Origin of the sequence: Mixta hanseatica, from assembly GCF_023517775.1 — a bacterium.
Classification (GTDB): domain Bacteria; phylum Pseudomonadota; class Gammaproteobacteria; order Enterobacterales; family Enterobacteriaceae; genus Mixta; species Mixta hanseatica.
Genome location: NZ_CP082904.1, coordinates 516,402 through 542,621 on the forward strand (window position 1 = coordinate 516,402; position 26,220 = coordinate 542,621).

26 protein-coding genes are annotated in these 26,220 nt (G+C 53.9%); 12 read left to right on the forward strand and 14 right to left on the reverse strand.

Annotation, left to right across the window (positions count from 1 at the left end; all coding sequences use genetic code 11):
• Positions 1–6 precede the first annotated feature (6 nt).
• Positions 7–4,476 carry a glutamate synthase large subunit gene (gene gltB / locus K6958_RS02455; protein ID WP_249893177.1) on the reverse strand — a complete coding sequence of 1,490 codons (4,470 nt, stop codon included), beginning with the start codon at positions 4,474–4,476 and terminating at the stop codon, positions 7–9.
• A gap of 859 nt (positions 4,477–5,335) precedes the next feature.
• Between gltB and arcB the strand changes: the two genes are divergently transcribed.
• Both arcB and mtgA read left to right on the forward strand, forming a co-directional pair.
• Positions 5,336–7,672 carry an aerobic respiration two-component sensor histidine kinase ArcB gene (arcB, locus tag K6958_RS02460; protein ID WP_249893178.1) on the forward strand — a complete coding sequence of 779 codons (2,337 nt, stop codon included), beginning with the start codon at positions 5,336–5,338 and terminating at the stop codon, positions 7,670–7,672.
• Positions 7,673–8,561: 889 nt separating this feature from the next.
• Positions 8,562–9,278, forward strand: coding sequence for a monofunctional biosynthetic peptidoglycan transglycosylase (mtgA, locus tag K6958_RS02465; protein ID WP_249893179.1), 717 nt, complete (start codon positions 8,562–8,564; stop codon positions 9,276–9,278).
• Between the two features lie 6 nt (positions 9,279–9,284).
• On the opposite strand, the gene npr is transcribed toward mtgA, so the two are convergent.
• The 11 genes from npr to K6958_RS02520 all read right to left on the reverse strand — a co-directional run bounded on the left by npr (position 9,285) and on the right by K6958_RS02520 (position 17,340).
• Entirely contained in the window at positions 9,285–9,557 is a 273-nt protein-coding gene (gene npr, locus K6958_RS02470) for a PTS phosphocarrier protein NPr (protein ID WP_249893180.1), read from the reverse strand.
• Positions 9,554–10,408, reverse strand: coding sequence for an RNase adapter RapZ (rapZ, locus tag K6958_RS02475; protein ID WP_249893181.1), 855 nt, complete (start codon positions 10,406–10,408; stop codon positions 9,554–9,556). The genes npr and rapZ overlap by 4 nt, the downstream gene beginning before the upstream one ends.
• A gap of 71 nt (positions 10,409–10,479) precedes the next feature.
• The gene (ptsN, locus tag K6958_RS02480) at positions 10,480–10,962 is read right to left on the reverse strand and encodes a PTS IIA-like nitrogen regulatory protein PtsN (RefSeq protein ID WP_249894572.1); all 483 of its coding nucleotides are present in this window, start codon (positions 10,960–10,962) and stop codon (positions 10,480–10,482) included.
• Between the two features lie 193 nt (positions 10,963–11,155).
• Positions 11,156–11,443 carry a ribosome hibernation promoting factor gene (hpf, locus tag K6958_RS02485; protein WP_249893182.1) on the reverse strand — a complete coding sequence of 96 codons (288 nt, stop codon included), beginning with the start codon at positions 11,441–11,443 and terminating at the stop codon, positions 11,156–11,158.
• A gap of 23 nt (positions 11,444–11,466) precedes the next feature.
• Positions 11,467–12,900, reverse strand: coding sequence for an RNA polymerase factor sigma-54 (rpoN, locus tag K6958_RS02490; protein WP_249893183.1), 1,434 nt, complete (start codon positions 12,898–12,900; stop codon positions 11,467–11,469).
• A gap of 48 nt (positions 12,901–12,948) precedes the next feature.
• The gene (gene lptB / locus K6958_RS02495) at positions 12,949–13,674 is read right to left on the reverse strand and encodes an LPS export ABC transporter ATP-binding protein (RefSeq protein ID WP_249893184.1); all 726 of its coding nucleotides are present in this window, start codon (positions 13,672–13,674) and stop codon (positions 12,949–12,951) included.
• A gap of 5 nt (positions 13,675–13,679) precedes the next feature.
• A complete protein-coding gene (gene lptA, locus K6958_RS02500) occupies positions 13,680–14,231 on the reverse strand; it encodes a lipopolysaccharide ABC transporter substrate-binding protein LptA (protein ID WP_249893185.1) in 552 nt (183 codons plus the stop codon).
• Positions 14,203–14,778: an LPS export ABC transporter periplasmic protein LptC gene (gene lptC / locus K6958_RS02505; RefSeq protein WP_249893186.1), complete on the reverse strand. Its 576-nt coding sequence runs from the start codon at positions 14,776–14,778 to the stop codon at positions 14,203–14,205. Before lptC ends, lptA begins: the two co-directional genes overlap by 29 nt.
• The gene (kdsC, locus tag K6958_RS02510; protein ID WP_249893187.1) at positions 14,775–15,341 is read right to left on the reverse strand and encodes a 3-deoxy-manno-octulosonate-8-phosphatase KdsC; all 567 of its coding nucleotides are present in this window, start codon (positions 15,339–15,341) and stop codon (positions 14,775–14,777) included. Before kdsC ends, lptC begins: the two co-directional genes overlap by 4 nt.
• A gap of 17 nt (positions 15,342–15,358) precedes the next feature.
• Positions 15,359–16,345, reverse strand: a complete 987-nt coding sequence (kdsD, locus tag K6958_RS02515; protein ID WP_249893188.1) for an arabinose-5-phosphate isomerase KdsD — start codon at positions 16,343–16,345, stop codon at positions 15,359–15,361.
• Positions 16,346–16,359: 14 nt separating this feature from the next.
• On the reverse strand, positions 16,360–17,340 hold the full coding sequence (locus tag K6958_RS02520) for a calcium/sodium antiporter (RefSeq protein WP_249893189.1): 981 nt from the start codon (positions 17,338–17,340) through the stop codon (positions 16,360–16,362).
• Positions 17,341–17,565: 225 nt separating this feature from the next.
• Here K6958_RS02520 and mlaF point away from each other — a divergent pair, with 225 nt between their 5' ends.
• The 7 genes from mlaF to murA all read left to right on the forward strand — a co-directional run bounded on the left by mlaF (position 17,566) and on the right by murA (position 22,361).
• Positions 17,566–18,381, forward strand: coding sequence for a phospholipid ABC transporter ATP-binding protein MlaF (mlaF, locus tag K6958_RS02525; RefSeq protein ID WP_249893190.1), 816 nt, complete (start codon positions 17,566–17,568; stop codon positions 18,379–18,381).
• A gap of 4 nt (positions 18,382–18,385) precedes the next feature.
• The gene (gene mlaE, locus K6958_RS02530) at positions 18,386–19,168 is read left to right on the forward strand and encodes a lipid asymmetry maintenance ABC transporter permease subunit MlaE (RefSeq protein ID WP_249894573.1); all 783 of its coding nucleotides are present in this window, start codon (positions 18,386–18,388) and stop codon (positions 19,166–19,168) included.
• Positions 19,169–19,172: 4 nt separating this feature from the next.
• On the forward strand, positions 19,173–19,712 hold the full coding sequence (mlaD, locus tag K6958_RS02535; RefSeq protein WP_249893191.1) for an outer membrane lipid asymmetry maintenance protein MlaD: 540 nt from the start codon (positions 19,173–19,175) through the stop codon (positions 19,710–19,712).
• A 12-nt stretch (positions 19,713–19,724) separates the two neighbouring features.
• Positions 19,725–20,363: a phospholipid-binding protein MlaC gene (gene mlaC / locus K6958_RS02540; protein ID WP_249893192.1), complete on the forward strand. Its 639-nt coding sequence runs from the start codon at positions 19,725–19,727 to the stop codon at positions 20,361–20,363.
• Positions 20,356–20,661: a lipid asymmetry maintenance protein MlaB gene (mlaB, locus tag K6958_RS02545; protein ID WP_249893193.1), complete on the forward strand. Its 306-nt coding sequence runs from the start codon at positions 20,356–20,358 to the stop codon at positions 20,659–20,661. The genes mlaC and mlaB overlap by 8 nt, the downstream gene beginning before the upstream one ends.
• Positions 20,662–20,778: 117 nt before the next feature.
• Complete coding sequence (gene ibaG / locus K6958_RS02550; RefSeq protein WP_249893194.1) at positions 20,779–21,033, forward strand: BolA family iron metabolism protein IbaG; 255 nt, start codon at positions 20,779–20,781, stop codon at positions 21,031–21,033.
• Between the two features lie 68 nt (positions 21,034–21,101).
• The gene (gene murA / locus K6958_RS02555) at positions 21,102–22,361 is read left to right on the forward strand and encodes a UDP-N-acetylglucosamine 1-carboxyvinyltransferase (protein ID WP_249893195.1); all 1,260 of its coding nucleotides are present in this window, start codon (positions 21,102–21,104) and stop codon (positions 22,359–22,361) included.
• A gap of 86 nt (positions 22,362–22,447) precedes the next feature.
• On the opposite strand, the gene K6958_RS02560 is transcribed toward murA, so the two are convergent.
• Complete coding sequence (locus K6958_RS02560) at positions 22,448–22,723, reverse strand: helix-turn-helix domain-containing protein (protein ID WP_434085186.1); 276 nt, start codon at positions 22,721–22,723, stop codon at positions 22,448–22,450.
• A gap of 279 nt (positions 22,724–23,002) precedes the next feature.
• Complete coding sequence (gene ispB, locus K6958_RS02565) at positions 23,003–23,974, reverse strand: octaprenyl diphosphate synthase (RefSeq protein ID WP_249893196.1); 972 nt, start codon at positions 23,972–23,974, stop codon at positions 23,003–23,005.
• 257 nt (positions 23,975–24,231) lie between these two features.
• On the opposite strand from ispB, the gene rplU reads away from it, so the two are divergent.
• The 3 genes from rplU (at position 24,232) to cgtA (ending at position 26,198) form a co-directional block, all read left to right on the forward strand.
• The gene (gene rplU / locus K6958_RS02570; RefSeq protein WP_085068300.1) at positions 24,232–24,543 is read left to right on the forward strand and encodes a 50S ribosomal protein L21; all 312 of its coding nucleotides are present in this window, start codon (positions 24,232–24,234) and stop codon (positions 24,541–24,543) included.
• A gap of 15 nt (positions 24,544–24,558) precedes the next feature.
• Positions 24,559–24,816, forward strand: coding sequence for a 50S ribosomal protein L27 (gene rpmA, locus K6958_RS02575; protein WP_249893197.1), 258 nt, complete (start codon positions 24,559–24,561; stop codon positions 24,814–24,816).
• A 209-nt stretch (positions 24,817–25,025) separates the two neighbouring features.
• Positions 25,026–26,198 carry an Obg family GTPase CgtA gene (gene cgtA / locus K6958_RS02580; RefSeq protein ID WP_249893198.1) on the forward strand — a complete coding sequence of 391 codons (1,173 nt, stop codon included), beginning with the start codon at positions 25,026–25,028 and terminating at the stop codon, positions 26,196–26,198.
• Positions 26,199–26,220 lie beyond the last annotated feature (22 nt).

The following is a 26,220-nucleotide window of genomic DNA, read 5'->3' on the forward strand; positions in this document are numbered from 1 at the left end:
GACCTCTTACTGCGCCTGCACCCGCAGCTCGGCTGCGGAACGACTACGATGCCCCAACAATGCTTTGACATCACTGGATTTAGGTTTGACCAGCGCAAACCGGGACGACCATTCTGGCCAGTTAGCCAGCATCTCTTCGCCACGCGCCGATCCGGTATGCTGAACATGCTCGGTGATTAAGCCGCGCAGATGCTCTTCATGAATCGCCAGCTCATCCACGCTCAGCACTTCCACCAGCTCCGGGTTAACGCGTTTGCGGAACTCGCCATCTTCATCCAGCACATAGGCAAAACCGCCGGTCATGCCTGCGCCAAAGTTGACGCCGGTTTTACCCAGGATACAAACAATGCCGCCGGTCATATATTCACAACCGTTATCGCCAATGCCTTCCACCACGGTAATCGCGCCAGAGTTACGCACGGCGAAACGCTCGCCTGCGCGGCCTGCCGCAAACAATTTGCCGCCGGTCGCGCCATACAGGCAGGTATTGCCGGCGATTGTCGCTTCGTGGCTGCGGAATGCCGAACCGACCGGCGGACGAATAGCCAGAATACCGCCAGCCATCCCTTTGCCGACATAGTCATTGGCGTCGCCGGTCAGGGTTTGCTCTACGCCGCCAGCGTTCCACACGCCGAAGCTTTGACCTGCCGTACCGCTGTAGTGCACGCGGATCGGATCGGCGGCCAGCCCCTGATCGCCATGGATCGCGGCGATAGCGCCGGAAAGCGTAGCGCCGACGGAGCGATCGGTGTTGCGAATATCAAACCAGAAGGTTTTGCTCTGTTTCGCTTCCACGTAAGGCATCGCCTGCTGCAACAACGCTTTGTTCAGATCGCCATTATCAAACGGCGGATTGCTGCTCTCGGTGCAGTAAACCGCTTTACCGGGCATTGGCGTGGCCGTCACCAGCAGCGAAGAGAGATCCAGGTTCTGCTGTTTCGCCGTGAAGCCATCCAGCACTTTTAACAGATCGGTGCGGCCAATCAGATCCACCAGCCGTTTCACTCCCAGCTCCGCCATGATTTCTCGCGTTTCCTGCGCGATAAACTGGAAGTAGTTAGTGACGCGATACGGCAGCCCGTGATAGTGATTTTTACGCAGCTTTTCATCCTGGGTTGCCACGCCGGTCGCGCAGTTATTCAGGTGGCAAATACGCAGGTATTTACAGCCCAGCGCCACCATCGGCCCGGTGCCAAAGCCAAAGCTTTCGGCGCCGAGGATCGCGGCTTTAATGATATCGCGGCCGGTTTTCAGACCGCCGTCAACCTGCAGGCGAATCTTATGACGCAGACCGTTGGCCACCAGCGCCTGCTGCGTTTCCACCAGCCCCAGCTCCCACGGACAGCCGGCATATTTTACCGAGCTGAGCGGGCTGGCGCCGGTGCCGCCGTCATAGCCAGCGATAGTGATCAGATCGGCATAGGCTTTCGCCACGCCGGTAGCGATGGTGCCCACGCCCGGTTCGGAAACCAGCTTCACGGAGATCATCGCCTTAGGGTTAACCTGTTTCAGATCGAAAATCAGCTGCGCCAGATCCTCAATCGAATAGATGTCATGATGCGGCGGCGGTGAAATCAGGGTAACGCCCGGTACGGAATAACGCAGCTTAGCGATATAAGGGGTCACCTTATCGCCCGGCAGCTGACCGCCTTCGCCAGGTTTCGCGCCCTGCGCCACTTTAATCTGGATAACATCCGCGTTAACCAGATAAGCCGGCGTTACGCCAAAGCGGCCGGAAGCCACCTGTTTAATGCGCGAGACCTTATTCGTGCCGTAACGCGCCGGATCTTCGCCGCCTTCGCCGGAGTTAGAATAACCGCCCAGGCTGTTCATCGCCTCGGCCAGGGATTCATGGGCTTCCGGGCTCAGCGCGCCGATAGACATCGCCGCGGTATCAAAGCGTTTGTAAAGCTCGCTGGCGGGCTCAACCTCATCCAGCCTGACCGGCTGGGTGCCCGGCTGGATCGCCAGCAGATCGCGCAGAGTAGCGACCGGGCGCTCATTAACTTCGCGGGCGTAGTGCTGATAATCGCTATATTCGCCGCTCTGTACCGCTTTTTGCAGCGTGGCCACCACGTCCGGGTTATAGGCGTGATATTCCCCGCCATGCACATACTTCAGCAGCCCGCCCTGATCGAGCGGCTTACGCTGCAGCCAGGCGCGTTTCGCCAGGTTGACCAGGTCCTGCTGGAAATCAGCGAAGCTGGCACCATTAATACGGCTGACGACGCCCTGGAAGCAGAGCGAAGAAACCTCTTTATGCAGGCCAACCGCTTCGAACAGCTTAGAGCAGCGGTACGAGGCGATGGTAGAGATGCCCATTTTGGACATGATCTTGTACAGGCCTTTGTTGATACCGTTACGGTAGTTCAACATCAGCGTACGGTAATCTTTCTCGATCACGCCGCTGTCTGCCATTTTCGCCAGCGACTCATAGGCGAGATAAGGATAAATAGCCGTCGCGCCGAAGCCCAGCAGCACGGCGAAATGGTGCGGATCGCGCGCGCTGGCGGTTTCGACAATGATATTGGCATCGCAGCGCAGATTTTTTTCCACCAGGCGTGCCTGAATGGCACCAACCGCCATCGGGGCCGGCACCGGCAGACGCTGTTCCGCAATGGCGCGATCGGAGAGCACCAGCAGCACCGTACCGTTACGCACCATGCTTTCAGCGCGATCGCACAGCTGGTGCATCGTCGCTTCCAGCGTCTGTTCGGCTGGGTTAAAGGTACAGTCCAGCGTATCGGCGCGGTAGTATTCGCCCTCCATCGTCGTCAGCTGACGGAAATCAGAATAGAGCAGGATCGGCGATTTAAACGAGACGCGATGCGCCTGGCCTTCCGCTTCGCAGAAGACATTCATCTCACGACCGATACTGGTCGCCAGCGACATCACATGATTTTCGCGCAGCGGATCGATCGGCGGGTTAGTGACCTGCGCGAACTGCTGGCGGAAGTAGTCATAGATAATGCGCGGACGGCTGGAGAGCACGGCGAACGGCGTATCATCACCCATCGAGCCAACCGCTTCCTGGCCGTTTTCGCCCAGTACGCGGATAATCTGATCCAGCTCTTCGCTGCTGTAGCCGAACTGCTTCTGATAAGTGGCCAGGGTGGTGTCATCCAGTTCACGGCTGCCAACCTGATCGTCAGGCAACTCTTCGAACGGCACCAGGCGCTTAACGTTCTTCTCCATCCATGACTGATAGGGATGGCGGCTCTTCAGATCGTTATCGGTCTCGGCGGAATGCAGAATACGACCGGCACGCGTATCGATAACCATCAGCTCGCCCGGTCCGACGCGGCCTTTTTCCAGCACTTCATCCGGCTGGTAATCCCAGATGCCCACTTCAGAGGCGCAGGTGATCAGCTTATCTTTGGTAATCACATAGCGTGCCGGACGCAGACCGTTACGGTCGAGGTTACAGGCGGCATAGCGGCCGTCAGACATGACGATGCCTGCCGGGCCGTCCCACGGCTCCATATGCATAGAGTTGAAGTCAAAGAAGGCGCGCAGCTCGGGATCCATATTCGGATTGTTTTGCCAGGCCGGCGGCACCAGCAGGCGCATCGCACGGATCAGATCCATCCCGCCATTCAGGAACAGCTCCAGCATATTATCCATTGAGCTGGAATCGGAGCCGGTCTCGTTAACGAACGGGGAGGCATCCTGCAAATCAGGGATTAGCGGCGTCTGGAATTTATAGGCGCGCGCGCGCGCCCACTGACGGTTGCCGGCAATGGTATTGATCTCACCGTTGTGCGCCATATAGCGGAACGGCTGAGCCAGCGGCCAACGCGGTACGGTATTGGTGGAGAAGCGCTGATGGAACAGGCAAATGGCCGATTCCAGACGCAGGTCCGCCAGGTCAAGGTAAAAGCGCGGCAGATCGGCCGGCATACAGAGACCTTTATAAATATTGACCTGATTGGAGAAGCTGCAGATATAGAACTCTTTATCGCCCAGCGCTTCAATACGCTTTTCAATACGACGGCGCGCCATATAGAGACGGCGTTCCATATCACGCGGACGCCAGCCGGCCGGGGCGTTAATAAAAATTTGCTCAATGCGCGGCAGAGAGGACAGGGCGATCTCGCCCAGCACGTCCTGGTTGGTCGGCACGTCACGCCAGCCGACGATCGATAAGGTTTCGCGCAGCACTTCTTCTTCGACAATGCGACGGCTGGCACGCGCTTGCTCATCGTCCTGGCTCAGGAACAGCATGCCGACCGCGTAATTTTTGGCTAAACGCCAGTTCTGTTCCTGGGCAACGATACGGAAAAAACGATCGGGTTTTTGTAATAGCAGGCCGCAGCCGTCACCGGTTTTGCCATCCGCGAGAATTGCGCCGCGGTGCTGCATACGAGCCAGGGCGTGAATTGCGGTGCGTACTACTTTATGGCTGGGTTCGCCTTCAATATGAGCGATCAGGCCGAAACCACAGTTATCCTTTTCAAGGGATTTATCGTACAACATTTCAGTGAACCTCCCCAGGCTCTGCGGATTCCCGTTGCCGACGTCGGGCGTAGAAAGGGCTGGCGGCAGGATTGCGCTTCATACGCGCACATGTCGCATGCTCCCATTCATAGCCTCAGGCATCGGTGTCACAAGTATTGCGGACTTGTTTCAGAGGGAATCTCAATTACTGCATAAATATGATGAGTGGAACACTCATCCGAAAAGCTTCCAGCGGATTTCCAACTTATCGGGAAAGCGTAAAGAGGTCAAATAGCGTTCTTACTTATGCTTTTTCACGCTTTGCTTGCTTAACTTTTTGTTTAAAAAGGTTTTTGTGGGTTATTTTGTGTTGGGCGGCCCTACGCCGTTAGCTGAAAGAATGTGAGCTGTCTCACTATAGTGCAGCGGCCAAATCCCTGCACCATGCTGGTGCTGGCGAGTATCGCAGTATTATCTGCTGCTAAATGGTGTTGAAAGGCAGGATGCATCTGTTTTGCTTATGTCGCTTTTTTTGTCTTAATCGGCGACGAGTTATAAGTAAAATTAATCAAGCGAATAATGACTAAAAAGCTGCTTAATTTGAATGATTATTCGATGAGGTAAAAGGAAGTCAAAGACATTGCGCCGGCATTGCCTTGAAAAGCATCAGATATGTGTTAAGAGGCCTGTAACGAACAGGGCCTTCCAATGTATGCGACTTAAGAAAATAGTCAATGTTTTTAACCCGCTAACCTTCCTTTCCAGGAAAAACAGGTTTATTTGCACTTTAATAGTGCAGACGCGGCGATTTATCTGTTCAGGGCGAGTTTGAGCTTGTCACGTCCCGCTGGCGATAAAGTGGGGTATGATGGCCCAAGAGACCCGGAAGGAAGCTGATATGAAACAAATTCGCCTGTTGGCGCAATATTATGTCGATTTAATGGTAAAGCTGGGACTGATTCGCTTTTCTCTGCTGTTAGCCTCGGCGCTGGTGGTGCTGGCGATGGTGGTGCAGATGGCGGTCACCATGCTGCTGCGCGGTCATGTTGAAAGTATTGATATGGTCCGCTCTGTTTTCTTTGGGCTGCTGATTACTCCGTGGGCCGTCTACTTTCTGTCGGTGGTGGTGGAGCAGCTGGAAGAGTCGCGACAGCGGCTTTCACGGCTGGTAGATAAGCTGGAGGAGATGCGCAACCGCGATCTGGAGCTAAACCAGCAGATGAAGGAGACCATCAGCCAGCTTAACCAGGAGATCGCCGACCGTATCAAAGCGGAAGAGGCGCGTTTGCTGGTAGTTGACAAGCTAAAAGAAGAGATGGCGCGTCGTGAGCAGGCTCAAATCGAACTGGAACAGCAATCCTCTTTCCTGCGCTCTTTCCTGGACGCTTCGCCGGATCTGGTGTTTTACCGCAATATCGATCAGCAATTTTCCGGCTGTAACCGGGCAATGGAACTGCTGACCGGAAAAAGTGAAAAGCAGCTGATCGGCCTGACGCCAAAAGATGTCTACGATGAAGAAGCGGCAACCAAGGTGCTGGAAACGGATGAGAAAGTTTTCCGCCATAACGTTTCTCTGACTTATGAGCAGTGGCTGCAATATCCCGATGGCCGCAAAGCCTGCTTTGAAATTCGTAAGGTGCCTTACTACGATCGCGTGGGCAAACGCAGCGGCCTGATGGGCTTTGGCCGCGATATTACCGAGCGTAAGCGCTATCAGGACGCGCTGGAGAATGCCAGCCGTGAGAAGACGACCTTTATCTCAACTATCAGCCATGAGCTGCGTACGCCGCTTAACGGTATCGTTGGGCTTAGCCGCATTCTGCTGGATACCGAACTGAATCAGGAACAGCTGAAATATCTCAAAACTATCCATGTCTCAGCGATAACGCTGGGTAATATTTTCAATGATGTCATTGAAATGGATAAGATCGAGCGGCGTAAGGTACAGCTTGATAATCAGCCGCTCGACTTTACCGGTTTTCTCGCGGACCTGGAGAACCTCTCCGGCCTGCTGGCTCAGCCGAAAGGTCTCAAATTCGTGCTGCAGCCTCAACTGCCGCTGCCGCATAAAATCATCGCCGACGGTACGCGCCTGCGTCAGATTTTATGGAACCTGATCGGTAACGCGGTGAAGTTTACGCAACAGGGCGCCATTACCGTCCGGGTTGCCTATGAGGCAGAAAAACTGCGCTTTGAAGTAGAGGATTCCGGGATGGGGATTCCGCTTGATGAGCAGGATAAAATCTTTGCCATGTACTATCAGGTTAAAGATCAGCATGGCGGCAAACCCGCTACCGGCACCGGCATCGGCCTGGCGGTATCACGCCGTTTAGCCCAGGCGATGGGCGGCGATATCACCGTGCGCAGTCAGCCGGGCGAAGGGGCATGCTTTACGGTGACGCTGAGCGCGCCGCAAATCGCGGAAGAGGTGCAGGATGAAATGCCGGCTGATGAGATGCCGCTGCCTGCGCTGCACGTGCTGCTGGTTGAGGATATTGAGCTTAACGTTATTGTCGCGCGTTCCGTATTAGAGAAGCTGGGAAATAGCGTGGAAGTGGCCATGACCGGACAGGCGGCGCTGGATATGTTCGATCCTGATGAGTTTGATCTGGTGTTGCTGGATATTCAGCTGCCGGATATGACCGGTCTGGATGTGGCGCGCGCCATTCATCAGCGCTTCAGCGGGCAGACCTTGCCACCGTTGGTGGCCCTGACGGCCAATGTACTGAAAGACAAAAAAGAGTATCTGGATGCCGGTATGGATGACGTACTCAGCAAACCGCTGGCGGTGCCGGCGTTAACCGCGATGATTAAAAAGTTCTGGGATTATCAGGAAAGCGATCTGAGCGAAGCGCATACGCAGCTGGACGACAAAAAACTGGCGTTACTCGATCTGCCGATGCTGGAGCAATATAACGAGCTGGTTGGCCCTTCATTGATTACCCGCAGTCTGGATATGTTCGAGCAGCTGATGCCGGGCTATCTGGCGGTGCTGGATTCCAACATGATGGCGCGCGATCAAAAAGGCATTGCGGAAGAGGGGCATAAAATCAAAGGCGCCGCAGGCTCGGTGGGCTTACAACATCTGCAGCAGTTAGCGAAACAGATCCAAAGTCCGGAGTTGCCTGCCTGGTGGGATAACGTTCAGGAATGGATTGACGAACTTAAACAAGAGTGGCGACAAGATGTGGCCGTACTGCGTGAATGGGTTGAACAACAGAAAGTAGGACACTGAAAAAAATGACCCCGGCTTGTGCCGGGGTGCGCGAATACTGCGCCAACACCAGGGAAAAGGTTTGCTCAGGCCATTTCTTGGAAGAGTTAACAAGCGGCACAAGCATGGTATTGGTTAACGCTTTGACACACCTTAGCAAATCTCAACGACTCTGTTAAATGATTCATTAAAATCTGTGATGTGCGCCAGCGTTCGTATACAGAAAACATTAATTTACTGACACAGTCAAGCAAGGAATTAACTGAGACCCTATATTGGCGTCAATTTAAGCTTTTGTAAAGGATTTCATTACAAAATTCTTTTATGTTTACCCTGCTCTGATGAGGTTGTGAAGTTTTAGCCGCTATCGCAACGCAGGCATGGCTTTTACACCCATTAACTAATTGTATTTAAATGTTTTATTTTAATGCGGCTAGCGTAAAAAACAGGCGATAAGAAAGAGCAGACTTATGTTTTAGCCGGTTAATTTGCAGACCGGCGGCGAGAAAGGGCAAAAGGACTGTCAGGGTAAAAGAACAAAGCGTAAAAGGAGAGTCGGAGCGGCGAGTAACCCGCAGTTTACTTCAGTTAATTTTGCCTTTTTGTTGTTTTGGTTGATGGTTTATCACCCTACATATAAGTTAATTGAAAGTTTTGCTTTATGGTTCACTGGCGCTTTTTTAGGGTAACAGGTAAGAAAGTAGCAAGCAGGTTAAACTTTGGAACCGATTCCTAAGCAACGGAAACCTTTGATGTAAGTGGGATTTTACAAATTCAGAATTTATGAATCAGGAAATGTAACCAGGAAAAGTCGGTTTTAAGCCGTTTTTTTCTCCTCTGGGCAACAGGCAGTTGCAGGCAATAACAACCGTGATTAATAAGTGATAAAACCAGTGATGGAAGAAAGCAAATGAAGAAAAATAAAGGAGGCTTCCTAAGCATGACGCGGCGCTGGCTGGCGCGTATCGTGATAGCGATCGGGGGTATCTGGCTGGCTGGCATTGCGCTTTTTGCCTTTTTGCCGGTGCCCTTTTCCGCTGTGATGGCAGAGCGTCAGGTTTCGGCATGGCTGACGGGCAATTTCTCCTGGGTGGCGCATTCTGATTGGGTCGCCAGAGATGACATCTCTCCATGGATGCCGCTGGCGGTGATTGCCGCAGAAGACCAGAAATTCCCGTCTCACTGGGGTTTTGATGTCGAAGCGATCGAATCCGTACTGGATAAGCAAAATGGGCGGCTGCGCGGTGCTTCCACGCTGTCGCAACAAACGGCTAAGAATCTGTTTCTGTGGGATGGACGCAGCTGGGTGCGTAAAGGGCTGGAGGCAGGATTAACGCTGGGATTGGAAGGGGTATGGAGTAAAAGACGTATTCTGACGGTCTATCTGAATATCGCTGAATTCGGCGATGGAATATTCGGCGTAGAAGCCGCGTCGCAGAAGTATTTTCATAAGCCCGCCAGTCGGCTGACGATGTCAGAAGCGGCGTTGCTGGCTGCCGTGCTGCCGAATCCGCTGCGCTTTCGCGTCGCTGCGCCCTCCGGCTATGTACGACAACGTCAGGCGTGGATTATGCGCCAGATGAGCCAGCTGGGCGGCGTCGGCTTTATTCAACAGCATAACCTGTAGCGATGCCTACTCTTCGTCGAAGCCTGCTTCAAATAGCTCTATCACCGCTGCCAGCGCCTGCTGCTCCTGTGGGCCGCTGGCTTCGATTTCAATATGGCCGCCTTTGGCCGAATCAAGCATCAACAGCGCAATAACGCTGCTGGCTTCAGCTTCGGTGCCGGCCTCATTGCGCAGCAGCACTTCAGCGTCAAAACTCTGTACCAGTTCAAACAGCTTCATCGCTGGGCGCGCATGCATGCCCAGCTTATTTTTGATTTCAACGGTTTGTCTGACGGTCATGATTTACGTTTTTCCAGCGTACGATGACGGGACTGAACATTTTTACCGCGTGAGCGGAAGTAATCAGCTAACTGTTCGGCAATATAAACGGAACGGTGTTTCCCGCCGGTACAGCCAATGGCGACGGTTAAGTAGCTGCGATTATTGGTTTCCAGCATCGGTAGCCACAGTTCCAGGTAACTGCGCGTCTGGTAGATAAAGTTATGTACTTCGGTATGACGATCGAGGAAGGCGGCAACGGGACGATCGAGGCCGGTCATTGGACGCAGTTTGGGATCCCAATGCGGGTTCGGCAAAAAACGCACGTCAAAAACATAGTCGGCATCAATAGGGATACCGTGCTTATAGCCGAACGATTCAAACACCATTGTCAGTTCGCGCTCGCGTTTGCCAAGCAGACGGGTACGCAGCATTTCCGCCAGTTCATGCACGGACATTTCGGAAGTATCAACAATCAGATCGGCGCGTGAGCGTAACGGCTCTAAAAGATCGTTCTCTTCATCAATGGCGCTTTCCAGCGACAGGTTTTTACTGGAAAGCGGATGCAGGCGGCGGGTATCACTATAGCGGCGGATAAGCGTATTTCGATCGGCGTCCAGGAACAGCAGCTGAGGCGAAAAGCTGCTGGGCAGGCTGGTTAAGGCTTTTTCCAGGACATCCGGCGATTCCGGCATATTGCGCACATCAATGCTGACTGCGGCAGAAATATTGCGCTCGGCCAGCGAGCTTGCCAGATCGGGCAGTAACGTTACCGGCAGGTTGTCTACACAGTAAAACCCCATATCTTCCAGCGCGCGTAACGCGACGGATTTCCCTGAGCCTGAACGACCGCTGACGATCATCAGCACCATTAAGTTATCTCCCCATTCAACCCGCGATCACCGGGGAGACCCCGGTACGGGCAAAAGTGCAAGCTGACTAATTAGTGATTTTCTTCTGGCGTCGCAGTGATGATGTCATACAAATCTTCATCGCTTTGCGCAGCCCGCAGACGACGGCAAACGGTTTTGTCGGCCAGTCGCTTGGCTACCAGTGAAAGGGTATGTAGATGTGTTTTACATTGATCCGCCGGCACCAGCAAGGCAAACAGGATATCAACCGGCTGGTTATCAATCGCATCAAAGGCGATAGGCTGATCGAGGCGGATAAAAACGCCCACGGCGCGCAGCGTATCCTCTTCCAGCTTGCCGTGAGGAATAGCAATACCGTTACCGATACCGGTACTGCCCATGCGTTCGCGCGTCAGAATGGCTTCAAAAACCGTCTGATGGGGCAGGTTAAGCTGTTTAGCAGCCAGTTCACTGATGATTTCCAGTGCCCGCTTTTTACTCTGGCAGTGTACGCCGCTGCGGGTACAGTCAAGGCTAAGTACAGAGCTGAGTTCCAGTGAGAGTTCGTTGTTCATCATAGTTTCACTTGCGTGTTCACATTTACTGACACATCGCGCTACTTTACGCGTCTTGCGACGAGAAAGAAAAGCGGCAACGCTTCGCCAGCCGGCATGAATGGAAAAACGGGGCGAAAAAGCTCGCCCCCGGTCTGTCATGTTACCGCATCCGGCAACCTGACGGCCTGTTTTTCCTTCAGCCGCGTGAAGGTTAGTGTTGTTTTAACTTGTCTTTATGCTTGGTTAGCTGGCGCGCCAGCTTATCGATTAAACTATCAATCGCCGCGTACATATCATCTGCTTCAGACGTTGCGTGCAGTTCGCCGCCGCTAACATGCAGCGTCGCCTCCGCTATCTGCTGCACTCTTTCTACCTTTAGCACAATACGAACCTGGGTTATCCGGTCGGAATATTGCGCCAGTTTGGCAAATTTGGTGTTCACAAACTCACGTAACGCGGTCGTGATTTCAACGTGTTGCCCGGTAATATTGAGTTGCATAGCGTCTTCCTTCTCAGTGATGATCAAACCAATTGTTTACGCTGATTTGATGGCGGGATGGATAAAGACTCGCGATACTTCGCGACGGTACGGCGTGCCACCATAATGCCTTGTTCAGACAACAGGGTAGTGAGCTTACTGTCGCTCAGTGGTTTGGCGGGGTTTTCCGCCGAGATCAGCTTTTTCACCAACGCGCGAATAGCGGTTGAGGAGGCCTCGCCGCCGCCCTCGGTATTCACATGGCTGGAGAAAAAGTATTTCAGTTCGAAAATGCCGCGTGGGCTGTGCAGATATTTTTGGGTGGTAACGCGGGAAATGGTGGATTCATGCATATCAACGGCCTGAGCGATATCCGCCAGCACCATCGGGCGCATAAATTCTTCGCCCTGCTCAAAAAAAGCCTGCTGCTGCTCAACGATACAGCGCGTTACTTTCAATAGCGTATCGTTGCGGCTTTCCAGGCTTTTAATCAGCCACTTCGCATCCTGTAAATTGGTACGAATAAACTGGCTATCGCTGTCGCTACGCGCAGAGCTACCCAGCGCGGCGTATTGCTGATTAATCTGCAGGCGCGGCACGCTGTCGCCGTTTAACTCCACGGTCCAGCGGTTGGCGGTTTTGCGCACCAGCACATCAGGAATGACATATTCCGGCTCGCGGGTGTTCACCGACTGGCCCGGCCGCGGATCGAGCGACTGAATCAGCGCCAGCGCGGTTTTTAACACATCCTCTTTCAGGCGCGTCACCCGCATCAGGCTGCGGAAATCATGGTTCGCCAGCAGATCGAGGTACTGATCGACAATCAGCTGCGCTTCAGCCAAAAAGGGCGTATCACGCGCGAATTGAGAAAGCTGGACCAGTAGGCAGTCGCGCAGGTTACGGGCACCAACGCCAACCGGATCGAAACGTTGCACTCGTTTGAGTACTGCTTCGACCTCATCCAGCGCCACATCTTCATCGCCGATGCTATCGCGGATCTCATCAAGCGTAACGGTAAGATAACCGGTGTCATCAATGGCGTCGACGATAGAGGTGGCGATGGCGCGGTCGGTATCGCTAAACGGCGTTAGCTCTACCTGCCACATCAGGTAATCCTGCAAGGTCTGGGTAGTTTCGCCCTGATAAACCGGTAGTTCGTCATCGCGGTAATCATTACCGGTGCCGGAAGGCGTACCGGCGGTATAGATCTCATCCCAGGTTGCATCAAGCGGCAACTCTTCCGGCATATCCTTTTGTTCCAACGCCTCACGTGTGTCGAGCGCTTCGCTTTCGACATAGTCGCGTGAGTCGACTTCCTCGTGGATATCGGTCTGCTCAAGCAACGGATTACTCTCCAGCGCCAGCTGTATCTCCTGTTGAAGTTCCAGCGTAGAAAGCTGCAGCAAACGAATTGCCTGCTGTAGCTGCGGAGTCATCGCAAGCTGTTGACTGAGCCTGAGTTGCAAACCTTGCTTCATATTCAGAATAAAGATTCCTGATAAAACACCGTCATAACTGACACCATATCAGAGTCTGAACTCTTCACCCAAATAGACACGTTTTACCTGCTCATCGGCCAGGATCGCTTCCGGGGTGCCGTGGGCGATTAAACGGCCCTGGCTGACGATATAAGCGCGTTCGCAGACGGCAAGGGTTTCACGCACGTTATGGTCAGTAATCAGCACGCCGAGCCCGCTGTCGCGCAGATGCTCGATGATTTTTTTGATATCAATAACTGAAATAGGGTCAACCCCGGCGAACGGCTCATCCAGCAGAATAAACTTGGGGTTGGCCGCCAGCGCGCGCGCAATTTCAACGCGGCGGCGTTCACCGCCTGACAGCGCCTGGCCGAGGCTGTCGCGCAGATGCTCAATATGGAACTCCTCCATCAGCTCTTTGGCGCGGTCTTCACGCTGCTCGGTGGTGAGATCTTCACGTATCTGCAGCACCGCCATCAGGTTGTCATACACGCTCAGACGACGAAAGATGGATGCCTCCTGCGGCAGGTAGCCGATACCGCGTCTGGCGCGGGCGTGCAGCGGCAGAATACTGATATCTTCGTCATCAATCACAATGCGGCCCGCATCACGCGGCACAATTCCCACCACCATATAAAACGTTGTGGTTTTGCCGGCGCCGTTCGGACCAAGCAGGCCGACGATCTCGCCTGATTTAACCTGCAGGCTGACATCTTCCACCACGCGGCGGCCTTTGTAGGCTTTTGCCAGATTTTCAGCGATTAGTGTTGCCATAGGAATCAGCGGCTCTTCTGTTGGCTAGTAGATGAAGCGGGTTTGTCCTGCAACTGCGAAGGCACCAGCACCGTGGTGACGCGCTTATTATCGCCTTCGCTCCAGGCCTGCATTTTCTGCTCTTTGACCAGATAGGTAATGCGATCGCCTTTAACATTGCTGTCCAGCTGCTCAATATAGGCGTTGCCGGTGAGCTCGACGAAATCTTTCGCCAGTTCATAGTGCATTTTCGCCGCGTGGCCTTTTACTGGTTTGCCATCGTCCTGCAGCTGATAAAAGGTGGCCGGATTGCCGTAGGCGTCAACAACGGTCTTTTTACTGTCGCCGCCGGGACGCGTCACGACCACTTTATCGGCGGTGATTTTAATCGAGCCCTGGGTCACGATAACGTTGCCGGTGAAGGTCGCGACATTGCCCTGCATATCCAGCGCCTGATTGGCCGAATTGATATTAACCGGCTTTTCAGAGTCGCCGGTTAACGCCAGGGCCGGCAGGCTGGTGGCCAGCAAAGAGCCGATCAGCAGGAGTTTAAGGCTGTGGTTGTTCATTGATTTCATAATTTGTTTTGACCTTTTCAATCAGCTCGGCCGTTTTCGTCCGTAAATTACCGCGCATCTTCATACCAGTGGAATTAAAGCTGCGGCCATAAAGAGTGACCTGGTCGTTGGACATCACATCCTGCGTAACCAGGTTAACCTGCGCATTATCGGTCTTGATCCGCTCGAGCTGGGCATCTTTAGCCAGACTGTTGACTTCAACGTGACCGTAGAGATAAAGCATGCGATCTTTTGTCAGTTTGGCTTTATCGGCGCGTACTGACCAGGCTGGAACCTTATTTTCGTCGTAGGTGGTCATCAGCGGATTATCGAACCAGCTGATCTCATCGGTAGAAAAGTAGGTCACCTTATCGGACACCAGCTTGTAGCTCAGGCTGCCGGTAGGGTTATAGACCACGGTACTGGAATTCGCGCTGGTGTAGGTTGGTTCCTGACCGTTTGTTTCCACCTGACCCTGATCGTCATCGTTGCCGGCCAGCGTCCAGCCGATCAAGATAATGGCAATTAACGCCAACAGTAGCGTTATCCAACGCCTGGTTTTACTCATACCGATTGCCCTTTGGCATCATCAAACTTATCCTGGGCGATCAAAATAAGATCGCAGACTTCGCGTACCGCGCCGCGCCCACCGGCGATGCGGGTTACATAGTGAGCGCGCCCCAGCAGCAACGGATGCGCATCGGCCACCGCAACGCTTAAGCCAACATTGGCCATTACCGGCCAGTCAATTAAATCGTCGCCGACGTAGGCAACCTGATTCGGGGTTAGCGACAGTTTATCCAGGAGTTCCCGGAAGGCCAAAAGCTTATCGGACTGCCCCTGGTAAAGATGTGTAATGCCCAGCGTCTGGCAACGGTCTTCCAGCAGCTTAGCCCGGCGGCCAGTAATAATCGCGACCTCGATATCCGAGGTCAGCAGGCAGCGAATGCCATAACCGTCACGCACGTTAAACGCTTTCAGCTCTTCGCCGCTGTTGCCCATATAAATCAGGCCGTCGGACATTACGCCGTCCACGTCGCAGATTAACAGGCGAATCTCGCCGGCGCGTGTCATTACGTCCTGGCTGACCGCGCCGTAGCAGGTCTCCACGACGTCTGTTGCTTGCGTCATTCTTATTTCCATCCGGTTTATACTACGCCAGCGCGCAGCATGTCATGCATATGTACAATACCGATCAGCTGGTCGCCGTCGGCCACCATCACGGCAGTGATATGCTTACTTTGCATCAGGTTCAGGGCGTCAACCGCCAGCATGTTGGGCCGTACGCGAATGCCGCCCGGCGTCATCACGCTGGCAATGGAAGCGTTTTGAAAATCGATGCCCATATCAAAAACGCGGCGTAAATCGCCGTCGGTGAAAATCCCCTTGATATGCATCAGATCGTCCACAATCGCCGTCATGCCCAGGTTTTTACGCGTAATTTCCAGCAGCGCATCGCGCAGCGACGCTTCCTGGGTCACATGGGGGATCTCATCGCCGCTGTGCATAATATCACTGACGCGCAGTAACAGCTTGCGGCCCAGCGCGCCGCCAGGGTGAGAAAGGGCAAAGTCTTCGGCAGTAAAGCCGCGCGCCTTAAGCAGGGCAACCGCCAGCGCATCGCCCATCACCAGCGTCGCCGTGGTGCTGGAGGTTGGCGCCAGGCCGAGCGGACAAGCCTCATGCGGCACTTTAACACACAGGTGAATATCCGCTGCACGCGCCATGCTGCTTTCCGGGCGGCTGGTAATGCAAATCAGCGCCACTTTAAGCCGCTTCAGCACCGGGATCAGCGCCAGGATTTCGTTCGATTCGCCGGAATTGGAAATGGCGATCACAATGTCACTGGTGCTGACCATGCCCAGATCGCCATGGCTGGCTTCGGCGGGATGAACAAAAAAGGCGGGCGTGCCGGTACTGGCGAAAGTCGCCGCCATTTTCTTGCCGATATGCCCCGATTTTCCCATCCCCATCACCACGACTTTTCCCTGGCAATAGAACATCATTTCGCAGGCGCGGGTAAAATCATCATTAATATATTGATCGAGCTGTTCCAGCCCCTGACGTTCAATATCCAGCACTTCTTTACCGGCCTGTTGGAAATCAAATCCGGGCTCGAGCATGATGTGAGTCATTGATATTCAGTCCTTTATCCGTTGAGACTAAATGGCTGCAGGTAGAGCACCGCTACCCAGGCGATAAAGCCGGCCAATAAAATAGCCCCGGCGCGACGACCAATACGGCGGCTGCGCTGTAGGCAAATAAGCATAAACAGGGCGCTGACGCCCAGCATTACCCAATAGTCGCGCTCAAAAGCGGCGCTATCGAACTCGCCGGGCTGAATCAGCGCCGGCAGCCCGAGGACAATAGCCAGATTATAAATGTTAGAGCCGATAAGGTTGCCAATGGCGATGTCATCTTCCCCTTTTAATGCGCCCGCGATCACGGTCGCCAGCTCCGGCAGGCTGGTGCCGACAGAGATAATGGTTAATCCAATCACCAGTTCGCTGACGCCAAAGTAATCGGCAATCACCGTGGCGTTATCGATCACCATGCGGGTCGACATCGGCAGAATAATCAGCGCAACCGCCAGCCACAGAAAGGACACCGTATTGCCTGAATCGTCACGCGGCAGTTCAGCCAGCTGTTCCCGCGTGAGCGTATCGCTGTTATCCCGTTCGGCGCGACGGGCAATGCGAATAATAAATAGCAGGTAGAGCAGGGCAAACGCCAGCAGCGCAATGCCGTCAACACGGCTTAGCTGGCCATCGCACAGGATGATACCGCCCAGCAAGGTGACCAGCAGCATTAACGGCAGCTCGCGCCGCACCAGATTGGAATGTACCGTGAGGGGATGCAGCAGCGCCGCGCCGCCGAGAATCAGCAAGATATTGGTAATGTTAGAGCCCATCGCGGTGCCGACCGCCATATCCATCTGCCCGTGGGCGGCGGCAGTAAAGGAGACAATCAGCTCCGGCAGCGAGGTACCGATACCCACAATGGTCATACCGATGACCAGGGGGGGAACGCCCAGCGAACGACAGAGAATGGCGGCACTAAACACTAAACGATCGGCTCCATAGACCAGTAAAACTAAACCGATAACTAACAGTGCAGCGGCTAAAAGCATGAAAAATCCTTGGATCGGTTATACTCGTCGGTTTGCCAGACTCGTCATTTTGCAGGCGATATAAAGAATGGCGATGATTTTGACCGTCTGCGAGCAAAAAGTAAAACTTATGCCGGTTTTCGCCACGACGAAGCATCCTATTTCTGCAAAACTTGCGGCTAATGTTAGTTGGAGGCGATTAACATAAATAATTTGCATCGCCTAAAATGGATAACAGAGGTATCAATGCACCAGCCATCCACGAATCTGGTCGAGGTTCACGGCGTCAGCTTTAGCCGCGGCAATCGCACCATTTTCGACAATATCTCGTTAACGGTGCCAAAAGGGAAAGTCACCGCCATCATGGGGCCTTCCGGTATCGGTAAAACCACCTTGCTGCGTCTTATTGGCGGTCAGCTGCAGCCTGATGCCGGCGATATCTGGTTTGACGGCGAAAATATTCCCAAGCTTTCGCGCTCGCGCCTGTACGAAACGCGCAAGCGGATGAGCATGCTATTTCAGTCCGGGGCGCTGTTTACCGATCTGAACGTATATGAGAATGTCGCCTGGCCGCTGCGGGAGCATACCCGGCTGCCCGCGCCGCTGTTGCACAGCACGGTGATGATGAAGCTGGAGGCGGTCGGCCTGCGCGGTGCGGCGAAATTAATGCCTTCAGAATTGTCAGGCGGGATGGCGCGCCGCGCCGCGCTGGCCCGCGCGATTGCACTGGAGCCGGATCTGATCATGTTCGATGAGCCTTTTGTCGGCCAGGATCCCATTACCATGGGGGTACTGGTAAAGCTGATAGACGAGCTGAATCATTCGCTGGGCATGACCTGCATCGTGGTTTCACATGATGTGCCTGAGGTCTTGAGCATCGCCGATTACGCCTATATTGTTGCAGGGCAAAAAATCATTGCGCAGGGAACAACGCAAGCGCTACAGGATAATCCTGACGCGCGCGTACGCCAGTTCATCGATGGAATCGCTGATGGACCGGTGCCTTTCCGCTATCCGGCTGGCGACTATTTTGCCGACCTCACCGGTTCAGGGAGTCAATAAACTGATGTTTTTACATGCGCTGGCACTCCTGGGTCGCCAGGGGATCCAAACCTGTGCCTCGTTTGGCCGTGCTGGTCTGATGCTGTTTCACGCGCTGGCCGGTAAACCGCAATTTCGCAAACACGCCCCGCTGCTGATTAAGCAGCTCTACAGCGTAGGGGTGATGTCCTTACTGATCATTCTGGTTTCTGGCCTGTTTATCGGCATGGTGCTGGGGCTGCAGGGTTTCCTGGTGCTCACCACTTATGGCGCCGAAACCAGCCTCGGCATGCTGGTGGCGCTGTCGCTGCTGCGTGAGCTGGGGCCGGTGGTAACGGCACTGCTGTTTGCCGGACGCGCTGGATCGGCGTTAACCGCAGAGATTGGCCTGATGAAAGCCACAGAGCAGCTTTCCAGTATGGAAATGATGGCGGTCGATCCGCTGCGTCGGGTGATCTCGCCGCGTTTCTGGGCGGGCTTTATCAGCATGCCGCTGCTGGCGCTGATTTTTACCGCCGTCGGTATTTGGGGCGGCGCGCTGGTCGGCGTTAGCTGGAAAGGCATCGATCCCGGATTTTTCTGGTCGGCGATGCAGAATGCAGTAGATTTTCGCACCGATATTATCAACTGTCTGATCAAGAGCGCGGTGTTTGCCATTACGGTCACCTGGATCGCGTTGTTTAACGGTTATGACGCGATTCCGACTTCGGAAGGGATCAGCCGAGCCACCACGCGTACGGTAGTACACTCCTCACTGGCAGTACTCGGGTTAGATTTTGTGCTGACGGCACTGATGTTTGGGAACTAAGGCAATGCAAACTAAAAAAAGTGAAATTGGCGTAGGGGCATTCATGCTGTTGGCGCTGGTCGCCATTCTGTTTCTCTGTCTGCGCGTCGCAGATGTGAAATCACTGGGCACCGAGCCGACCTGGAAGCTCTATGCGACCTTTGACAATATCGGCGGGTTGAAGGCCAGCTCTCCGGTTAAAATCGGCGGGGTAGTGATCGGTCGCGTTACGGATATTTCACTGGATGAGAAAACGCTGTCGCCGCGCGTCACCATGGAAATTGAAGACAGATATAACCATCTTCCCGATACCAGCTCGCTGGCGATTCGTACTCAAGGGCTGCTGGGAGAGCAGTACCTGGCGCTAAATGTGGGTTTTGACGATCCTGATATGGGAACGGCGATCCTGAAGGATGGCGATACGCTCCAGGATACGAAATCCGCGCTGGTGCTGGAGGATCTGATTGGTCAGTTCTTATACAAAAGCGGCGATAGCAGTAAAAACGCTGAGCAGGAGCAAAATGCGCCTGCAGCGCCTACTTCCGCTAATCCGCAACAACCTTAAGAGGCTTTACGTATGTTTAAACGTTTATTGATGGTCGCTATGCTGGTTATCGCGCCGCTGGCGGCAAATGCGGCAGACCAAAGCAACCCTTATAAGCTGATGAATGAGGCGGCGGCAAAAACCTTTACCCGCCTGAAAAATGAGCAGCCGAAAATCAAGCAGGATCCTAACTATTTGCGCGACATCGTGCGTCAGGAGCTGCTGCCGTATGTACAGATTAAATATGCTGGCGCGCTGGTGCTGGGCCGCTACTATCGTGAGGCGACGCCAGCGCAGCGCGATGCCTATTTCAACGCGTTTGGCGACTATCTGGCGCAGGCTTACGGCCAGGCGCTGGCGCTGTATCATGGCCAGACTTATCAAATCGCCCCGGAACAGCCGCTGGGCGATGCGAAGATTGTGGCTATCCGCGTCAGCATTATCGATCCCAACGGACGTCCTCCGGTTCGTCTGGATTTCCAGTGGCGTAAAAACAGCCGTACCGGCGAATGGCAGGCGTATGACATGATCGCTGAAGGGATCAGCATGATTACCACCAAACAGAATGAGTGGAGTGATACGCTGCGCACTAAAGGCATCGACGGCTTAACTCAGCTACTGAAAAGTTCTGCAGCGCAGCCTATTACCCTGGATCAGAAAAATAATGGCTGATCTCCTGAGCTGGCAGGTGGAGGCGAAAACGCTTTACCTTCGCGGTGAGCTCGATCGGGAAACGCTGCTCAGCCTGTGGCAACAGCGTGAAACCGCAATGCACGATATTGCGGTTATCGATGTTTCCGGGCTGCAACGCGTGGACTCAGCCGGGCTGGCGCTGCTGGTGCATTTGCGCCAGATAGCGCTACAGCAGGGCGCCAGCCCCGTTTTCAGCGGCATCACGGATAAATTGCACTCTCTGATTACGCTGTATAATTTACAGCAGATTATTGTTTCTACTGGCGATCCCGCCTGATCGCGCGGGATCGCTGTCAATGCCCCTGCACAGTCAGGGGCTTTTTGTTTGTTTAAGATAAATGCGCTTTCAACTAATATGACAGCCTGTTTATCATCAACCGAATGTAAAAAAATCATGGAAAATAGTGAAATCCAGACAGTGCTCATGAGCGCACTGCCGTTAAAAGAAGTACATGTCAGCGGCGACGGCAGCCATTTTCAGGTGATCGCCGTCGGCGAACTCTTCGCTGAGCTAAGCCGGGTGAAAAAACAGCAAACGGTTTATGCGCCGCTGATGGAATATATCGCTGATAACCGTATTCACGCGGTCTCCATCAAAACCTACACGCCTGAAGAGTGGGAACGGGATCGGAAGCTAAACGGTTTTTAAGCTGTTGAGGCGGCTAATAGCCCGCGACTCGATGGCCTTTTAAGTTCTGACAACAGAGAGCAGTTGCAATGGATAAATTTCGTGTACAGGGTCCTACCCGGCTAAGCGGTGAAGTCACCATCTCCGGCGCTAAAAACGCCGCTCTGCCGATCCTGTTCGCCGCTCTGCTGGCTGAAGAGCCGGTAGAGATTCAGAATGTCCCGAAGCTGAAGGACATTGATACCACCATGAAGCTGCTCAGTCAGCTTGGGGTGAAAGCGGAGCGCAATGGCTCGGTACATCTCGATGCCAGTCAGGTCAATATTTACTGCGCGCCCTATGAACTGGTGAAAACCATGCGCGCCTCTATCTGGGCGCTCGGTCCGCTGGTTGCGCGTTTCGGCCAGGGGCAGGTTTCTCTGCCTGGCGGCTGCGCTATCGGCGCGCGGCCGGTTGATTTGCATATCACCGGGCTGGAGCAGCTGGGTGCGGAAATCAAACTGGAAGAGGGCTACGTTAAGGCCTCGGTGAATGGGCGGCTGAAAGGCGCGCACATTGTGATGGACAAAGTCAGCGTTGGCGCAACGGTAACCATCATGTCAGCGGCGACGCTGGCCACCGGTACGACGGTAATTGAAAACGCCGCGCGCGAGCCGGAGATCGTCGATACCGCTAACTTCCTCAACACGCTGGGCGCAAAAATCAGCGGCGCAGGCAGCGATCGCATTACAATTGAGGGCGTTGAGCGCCTGGGCGGCGGCGTTTATCGTGTCCTGCCGGATCGTATTGAAACAGGTACCTTCCTGGTGGCCGCCGCGATCTCCGGCGGCAAAGTGGTTTGTCATAATACGCAGCCGGATACGCTGGATGCGGTACTGGCGAAACTGCGTGAAGCCGGGGCGGAAATCGAAACGGGCGAAGACTGGATCAGCCTTGATATGCACGGTAAACGTCCGAAAGCGGTTAACGTGCGCACCGCGCCGCACCCGGGTTTCCCTACTGATATGCAGGCGCAGTTTACGCTGTTAAACCTGGTGGCTGAAGGCACCGGCGTGATTACCGAAACCATCTTCGAAAACCGCTTTATGCATATCCCGGAGCTGATTCGTATGGGCGCGCATGCGGAAATTGAAAGCAATACGGCGATTTGCTACGGCGTAGAGAAGCTGTCAGGGGCCCAGGTGATGGCGACGGATTTACGCGCTTCCGCCAGTCTGGTGCTGGCTGGCTGTATTGCTGAAGGGACGACAATGGTCGACCGTATTTATCATATCGATCGCGGCTATGAGCATATCGAAGATAAGCTGATCGCGATGGGCGCGAAGATTGAGCGTGTGAAGGGCGAATAAATTTCGTTACGGCGCGGCGTTTTAATCCGCCAGGTTGGTTAAAAACAGCTCCCGCTGGCGGGGGCTGTTTTTTTTCTTAAGCGGGATCAGGATCGCGAACGAATCAGCTTTTTACGGTCGATCAGCTTATTGGTTCTGGGATCGTAATAGCGGCTGGGCCAGATCTCGGCAGGATGAACCGCGATCGCCTCAGCAATGAGCCATTCTCCTTTTGGCCATGGACGATTAAGGGCGTTAGCCAGCGTTGATGAACTCAGCCCCGCCTTACGCGATACGGCGGCAAGAGAGGTTCCCCTTTTATGCAGGGCCGCGATAATATCCGCAGTATGCCAGTCCTGCCTGGTCTTATTCACATTACTCATAGCGCACTTCTCCCTATGCTAATTTCGCGTTACGAAAGATTTTGGAGCTTTTAAGAAACTTCACGGTAAATGAATCAGGGGAAAGAGTATATTTATATTTGTTATTCAAGCTCCATCTTGCCAGTGGGTATTTTTTTATAGCAAAATGAATCCACTTATTTCCAGTAAATTCCAGATGGCGCGAGAGAAATGTGTTTCTCTTCGCAAAAGCTTGATAAGAAATTGCAAACGGGAAGGAAAAAAGAGAGCGGGAGCCCTGACCTGGCGCCCCCGTAACGATCAGGAATCGCGCTGTACTGCCATATGAGCAAGCGCTTCCAGCGCGCTGCGCCAGGGTGTTTCAGGCAGCGACTGCAGAGCGGCGATAGCTTTATCCGCTTCCTGTTCAGCCCGGGCGCGTGTCCACTCCAGCGAGCCGCACTGACGCATCGCTTCCAGCACCGGCTCCAGCAGATGACGGCCATTACCCTGTTCAATCGCCTCGCGGATCATCGCTGTCTGCTGAGGGTTGCCGTGGCGCATGGCATGCAGCAGCGGCAGGGTAGGCTTGCCTTCGCTGAGATCGTCGCCGACATTTTTCCCCAAGGTTTGCCCATCGGCGCTGTAATCCAGCAGATCGTCGATCAGCTGAAACGCGGTGCCCAGATAGCGGCCATAATCTTGCAAACCTTGCTCCTGGGCTTCGGTGGCGCCCGCCAGAATCCCGGATGATTGCGCCGCCGCTTCGAACAGTCGCGCCGTTTTGCTGTAAATCACCCGCATATAGCTTTCTTCGGTGATATCCGGATCGTTGCAGTTCATCAACTGCAGCACTTCGCCTTCGGCGATCACGTTAACCGCTTCCGACATCAGCGCCAGGATGCGCAGCGAGCCGAGGCTGGTCATCATTTGAAAGGCGCGGGTATAGATAAAATCGCCCACCAGCACGCTGGCGGCATTACCGAACGCTGCGTTGGCGGTGGCTTTCCCACGTCGCATATCCGATTCATCCACCACGTCGTCATGCAGCAGCGTCGCGGTATGAATAAATTCAATCAGCGCGGCAATCGTCACGTGCTGTTTATCTTCATAGCCGAGCGCGCGCGCCGCAAGAATGGCAATCATTGGACGAATACGCTTGCCGCCGCCGCTGATAATGTAGTAACCCAACTGATTGATGAGCGAAACATCTGAATTCAGCTGTGAGAGGATGGTCTCGTTGACGGCCGCCATGTCTTGTGCGGTTAATTCATTAATTTGTTCTAAATTCATCAGTCTGTTCAGCTATTGCTCTGTTCAGCGCCATGTTAAGCGACTTTGCCCATGTCTGTGCCACGTAATGTATTACAGATTGTACTTGAAAAACGAGGCTCTTGAATCCTGAGTATGGCGCTGCGTTTTTTTTCTGCAATCCTTTGCTATGTCCTCTTGTCAACGCAGGGATTTTTGCGTAGAATTCGCGCCCTATTGTGAATATTTATCGCGCCGCCTGACAATTGAAGAAGGTAAGCGCAGAAGCGGAGTTTTATATGTACGCGGTTTTCCAAAGTGGTGGTAAACAACACCGAGTAAGCGAAGGTCAAACCGTTCGCCTGGAAAAGCTGGACATCGCAACCGGCGAAACTATTGAGTTCGATCAGGTTCTGATGATTGCAAATGGTGACGACGTTACAATCGGCGCACCGCTGGTTTCAGGTGGCGTGATCAAAGCAGAAGTTGTTGCTCATGGTCGTGGCGAGAAAATTAAAATCGTTAAGTTTCGTCGTCGTAAACACCATCGTAAGCAGCAGGGCCATCGTCAGTGGTTCACTGATGTGAAAATCACTGGCATCAGCGCCTGAGAGGAGATCTGACAAATGGCACACAAAAAGGCTGGCGGCTCAACACGTAACGGTCGCGACTCTAATGCACAGCGCCTGGGCGTAAAACGTTTCGGCGGTGAATCTGTACTGGCTGGCAACATCATCGTTCGTCAGCGTGGCACCAAGTTCCACGCAGGCACCAACGTTGGTCTTGGCCGTGACCACACTCTGTTTGCAACTGCAGACGGTAAAGTGAAATTCGAAGTTAAAGGCCCGAACAACCGTAAATACGTCAGCATCGTTGCTGAGTAAGGTTGTCGTGCTGCAGGCTGGTTAATCTGCCTGCCAGAGAATGAAAGCCCCGCAGAATATTGCGGGGCTTTTTACATTTTAGGCTTGCCTGATTTGCTGTACAATTTACGTACAGTTCTTTCCGCAACAGGTCATCGCTTATGGCCTCGGCGGAATAAAGCCGCACCGGCTTGTCCGGTCGCCAGGTGAATGATTTACGGAGAAGGTAAATGAAGTTTGTTGATGAAGCGACGATTCTGGTCGTTGCAGGTGACGGCGGTAATGGTTGCGTCAGCTTCCGCCGCGAGAAATACATTCCGAAAGGTGGCCCGGATGGCGGCGACGGTGGCGACGGTGGCGATGTTTATCTGCTGGCCGATGAGAACCTGAACACGCTGATCGACTACCGCTTTGAAAAATCTTTCCGCGCCGAGCGCGGGCAGAACGGGCAAAGCCGTGACTGTACCGGTAAACGCGGTAAAGATATCGTGATTAAAGTGCCGGTCGGCACGCGCGTTATCGATCAGGGCACCGGAGAGACGCTGGGCGACCTGACGCGTCATGAGCAAAAGCTGATGGTGGCGAAAGGCGGCTGGCACGGGCTGGGCAACACCCGCTTTAAATCTTCCGTTAACCGTACACCGCGTCAGAAAACCATGGGCACGCCGGGCGAGAAACGCGATCTGCAGCTGGAGCTGATGCTGCTGGCCGATGTGGGCATGCTGGGCCTGCCGAATGCGGGTAAGTCCACCTTTATTCGTGCGGTTTCCGCCGCCAAGCCGAAAGTGGCCGATTATCCCTTTACCACCCTGGTGCCAAGCCTGGGCGTGGTGCGTATGGATAACGAACAGAGCTTTGTGGTCGCGGACATTCCCGGCCTGATTGAAGGCGCTGCGGACGGCGCGGGCCTGGGCATTCGCTTCCTGAAGCACCTCGAGCGCTGCCGCGTGCTGCTGCACCTGATCGATCTGGCGCCGATTGATGAATCCGATCCGGTAGAAAACGCGCGCATTATTCTTGGCGAGCTGCAGAAATACAGCGAAAAACTGTATAACAAGCCGCGCTGGCTGGTATTCAACAAAGTCGATTTGTTGAGTAAAGAAGAAGCAGAAACGCGCGCGAAAGCGATTGTAGAAGCGCTTGGCTGGGAAGAGAAATATTACCTTATCTCTGCCGCCAGCCAGACCGGCGTTAACGCGCTGTGCTGGGATGTGATGTCCTTCCTGAACGCCAATCCGAAAGAGGCGGAAGAGGAAGAGAAGAAACCTGAGAAAGCGGAATTCATGTGGGACGATTACCACCGTGAAGCGCTGGAACAGGCAGATGAAGAAGTGGATGAAGAGTGGGACGACGACTGGGATGAAGATGACGACGAAGGCGTTGAAATCATCTATCAGCACTAATCATGCTCAATCACCACAGCCC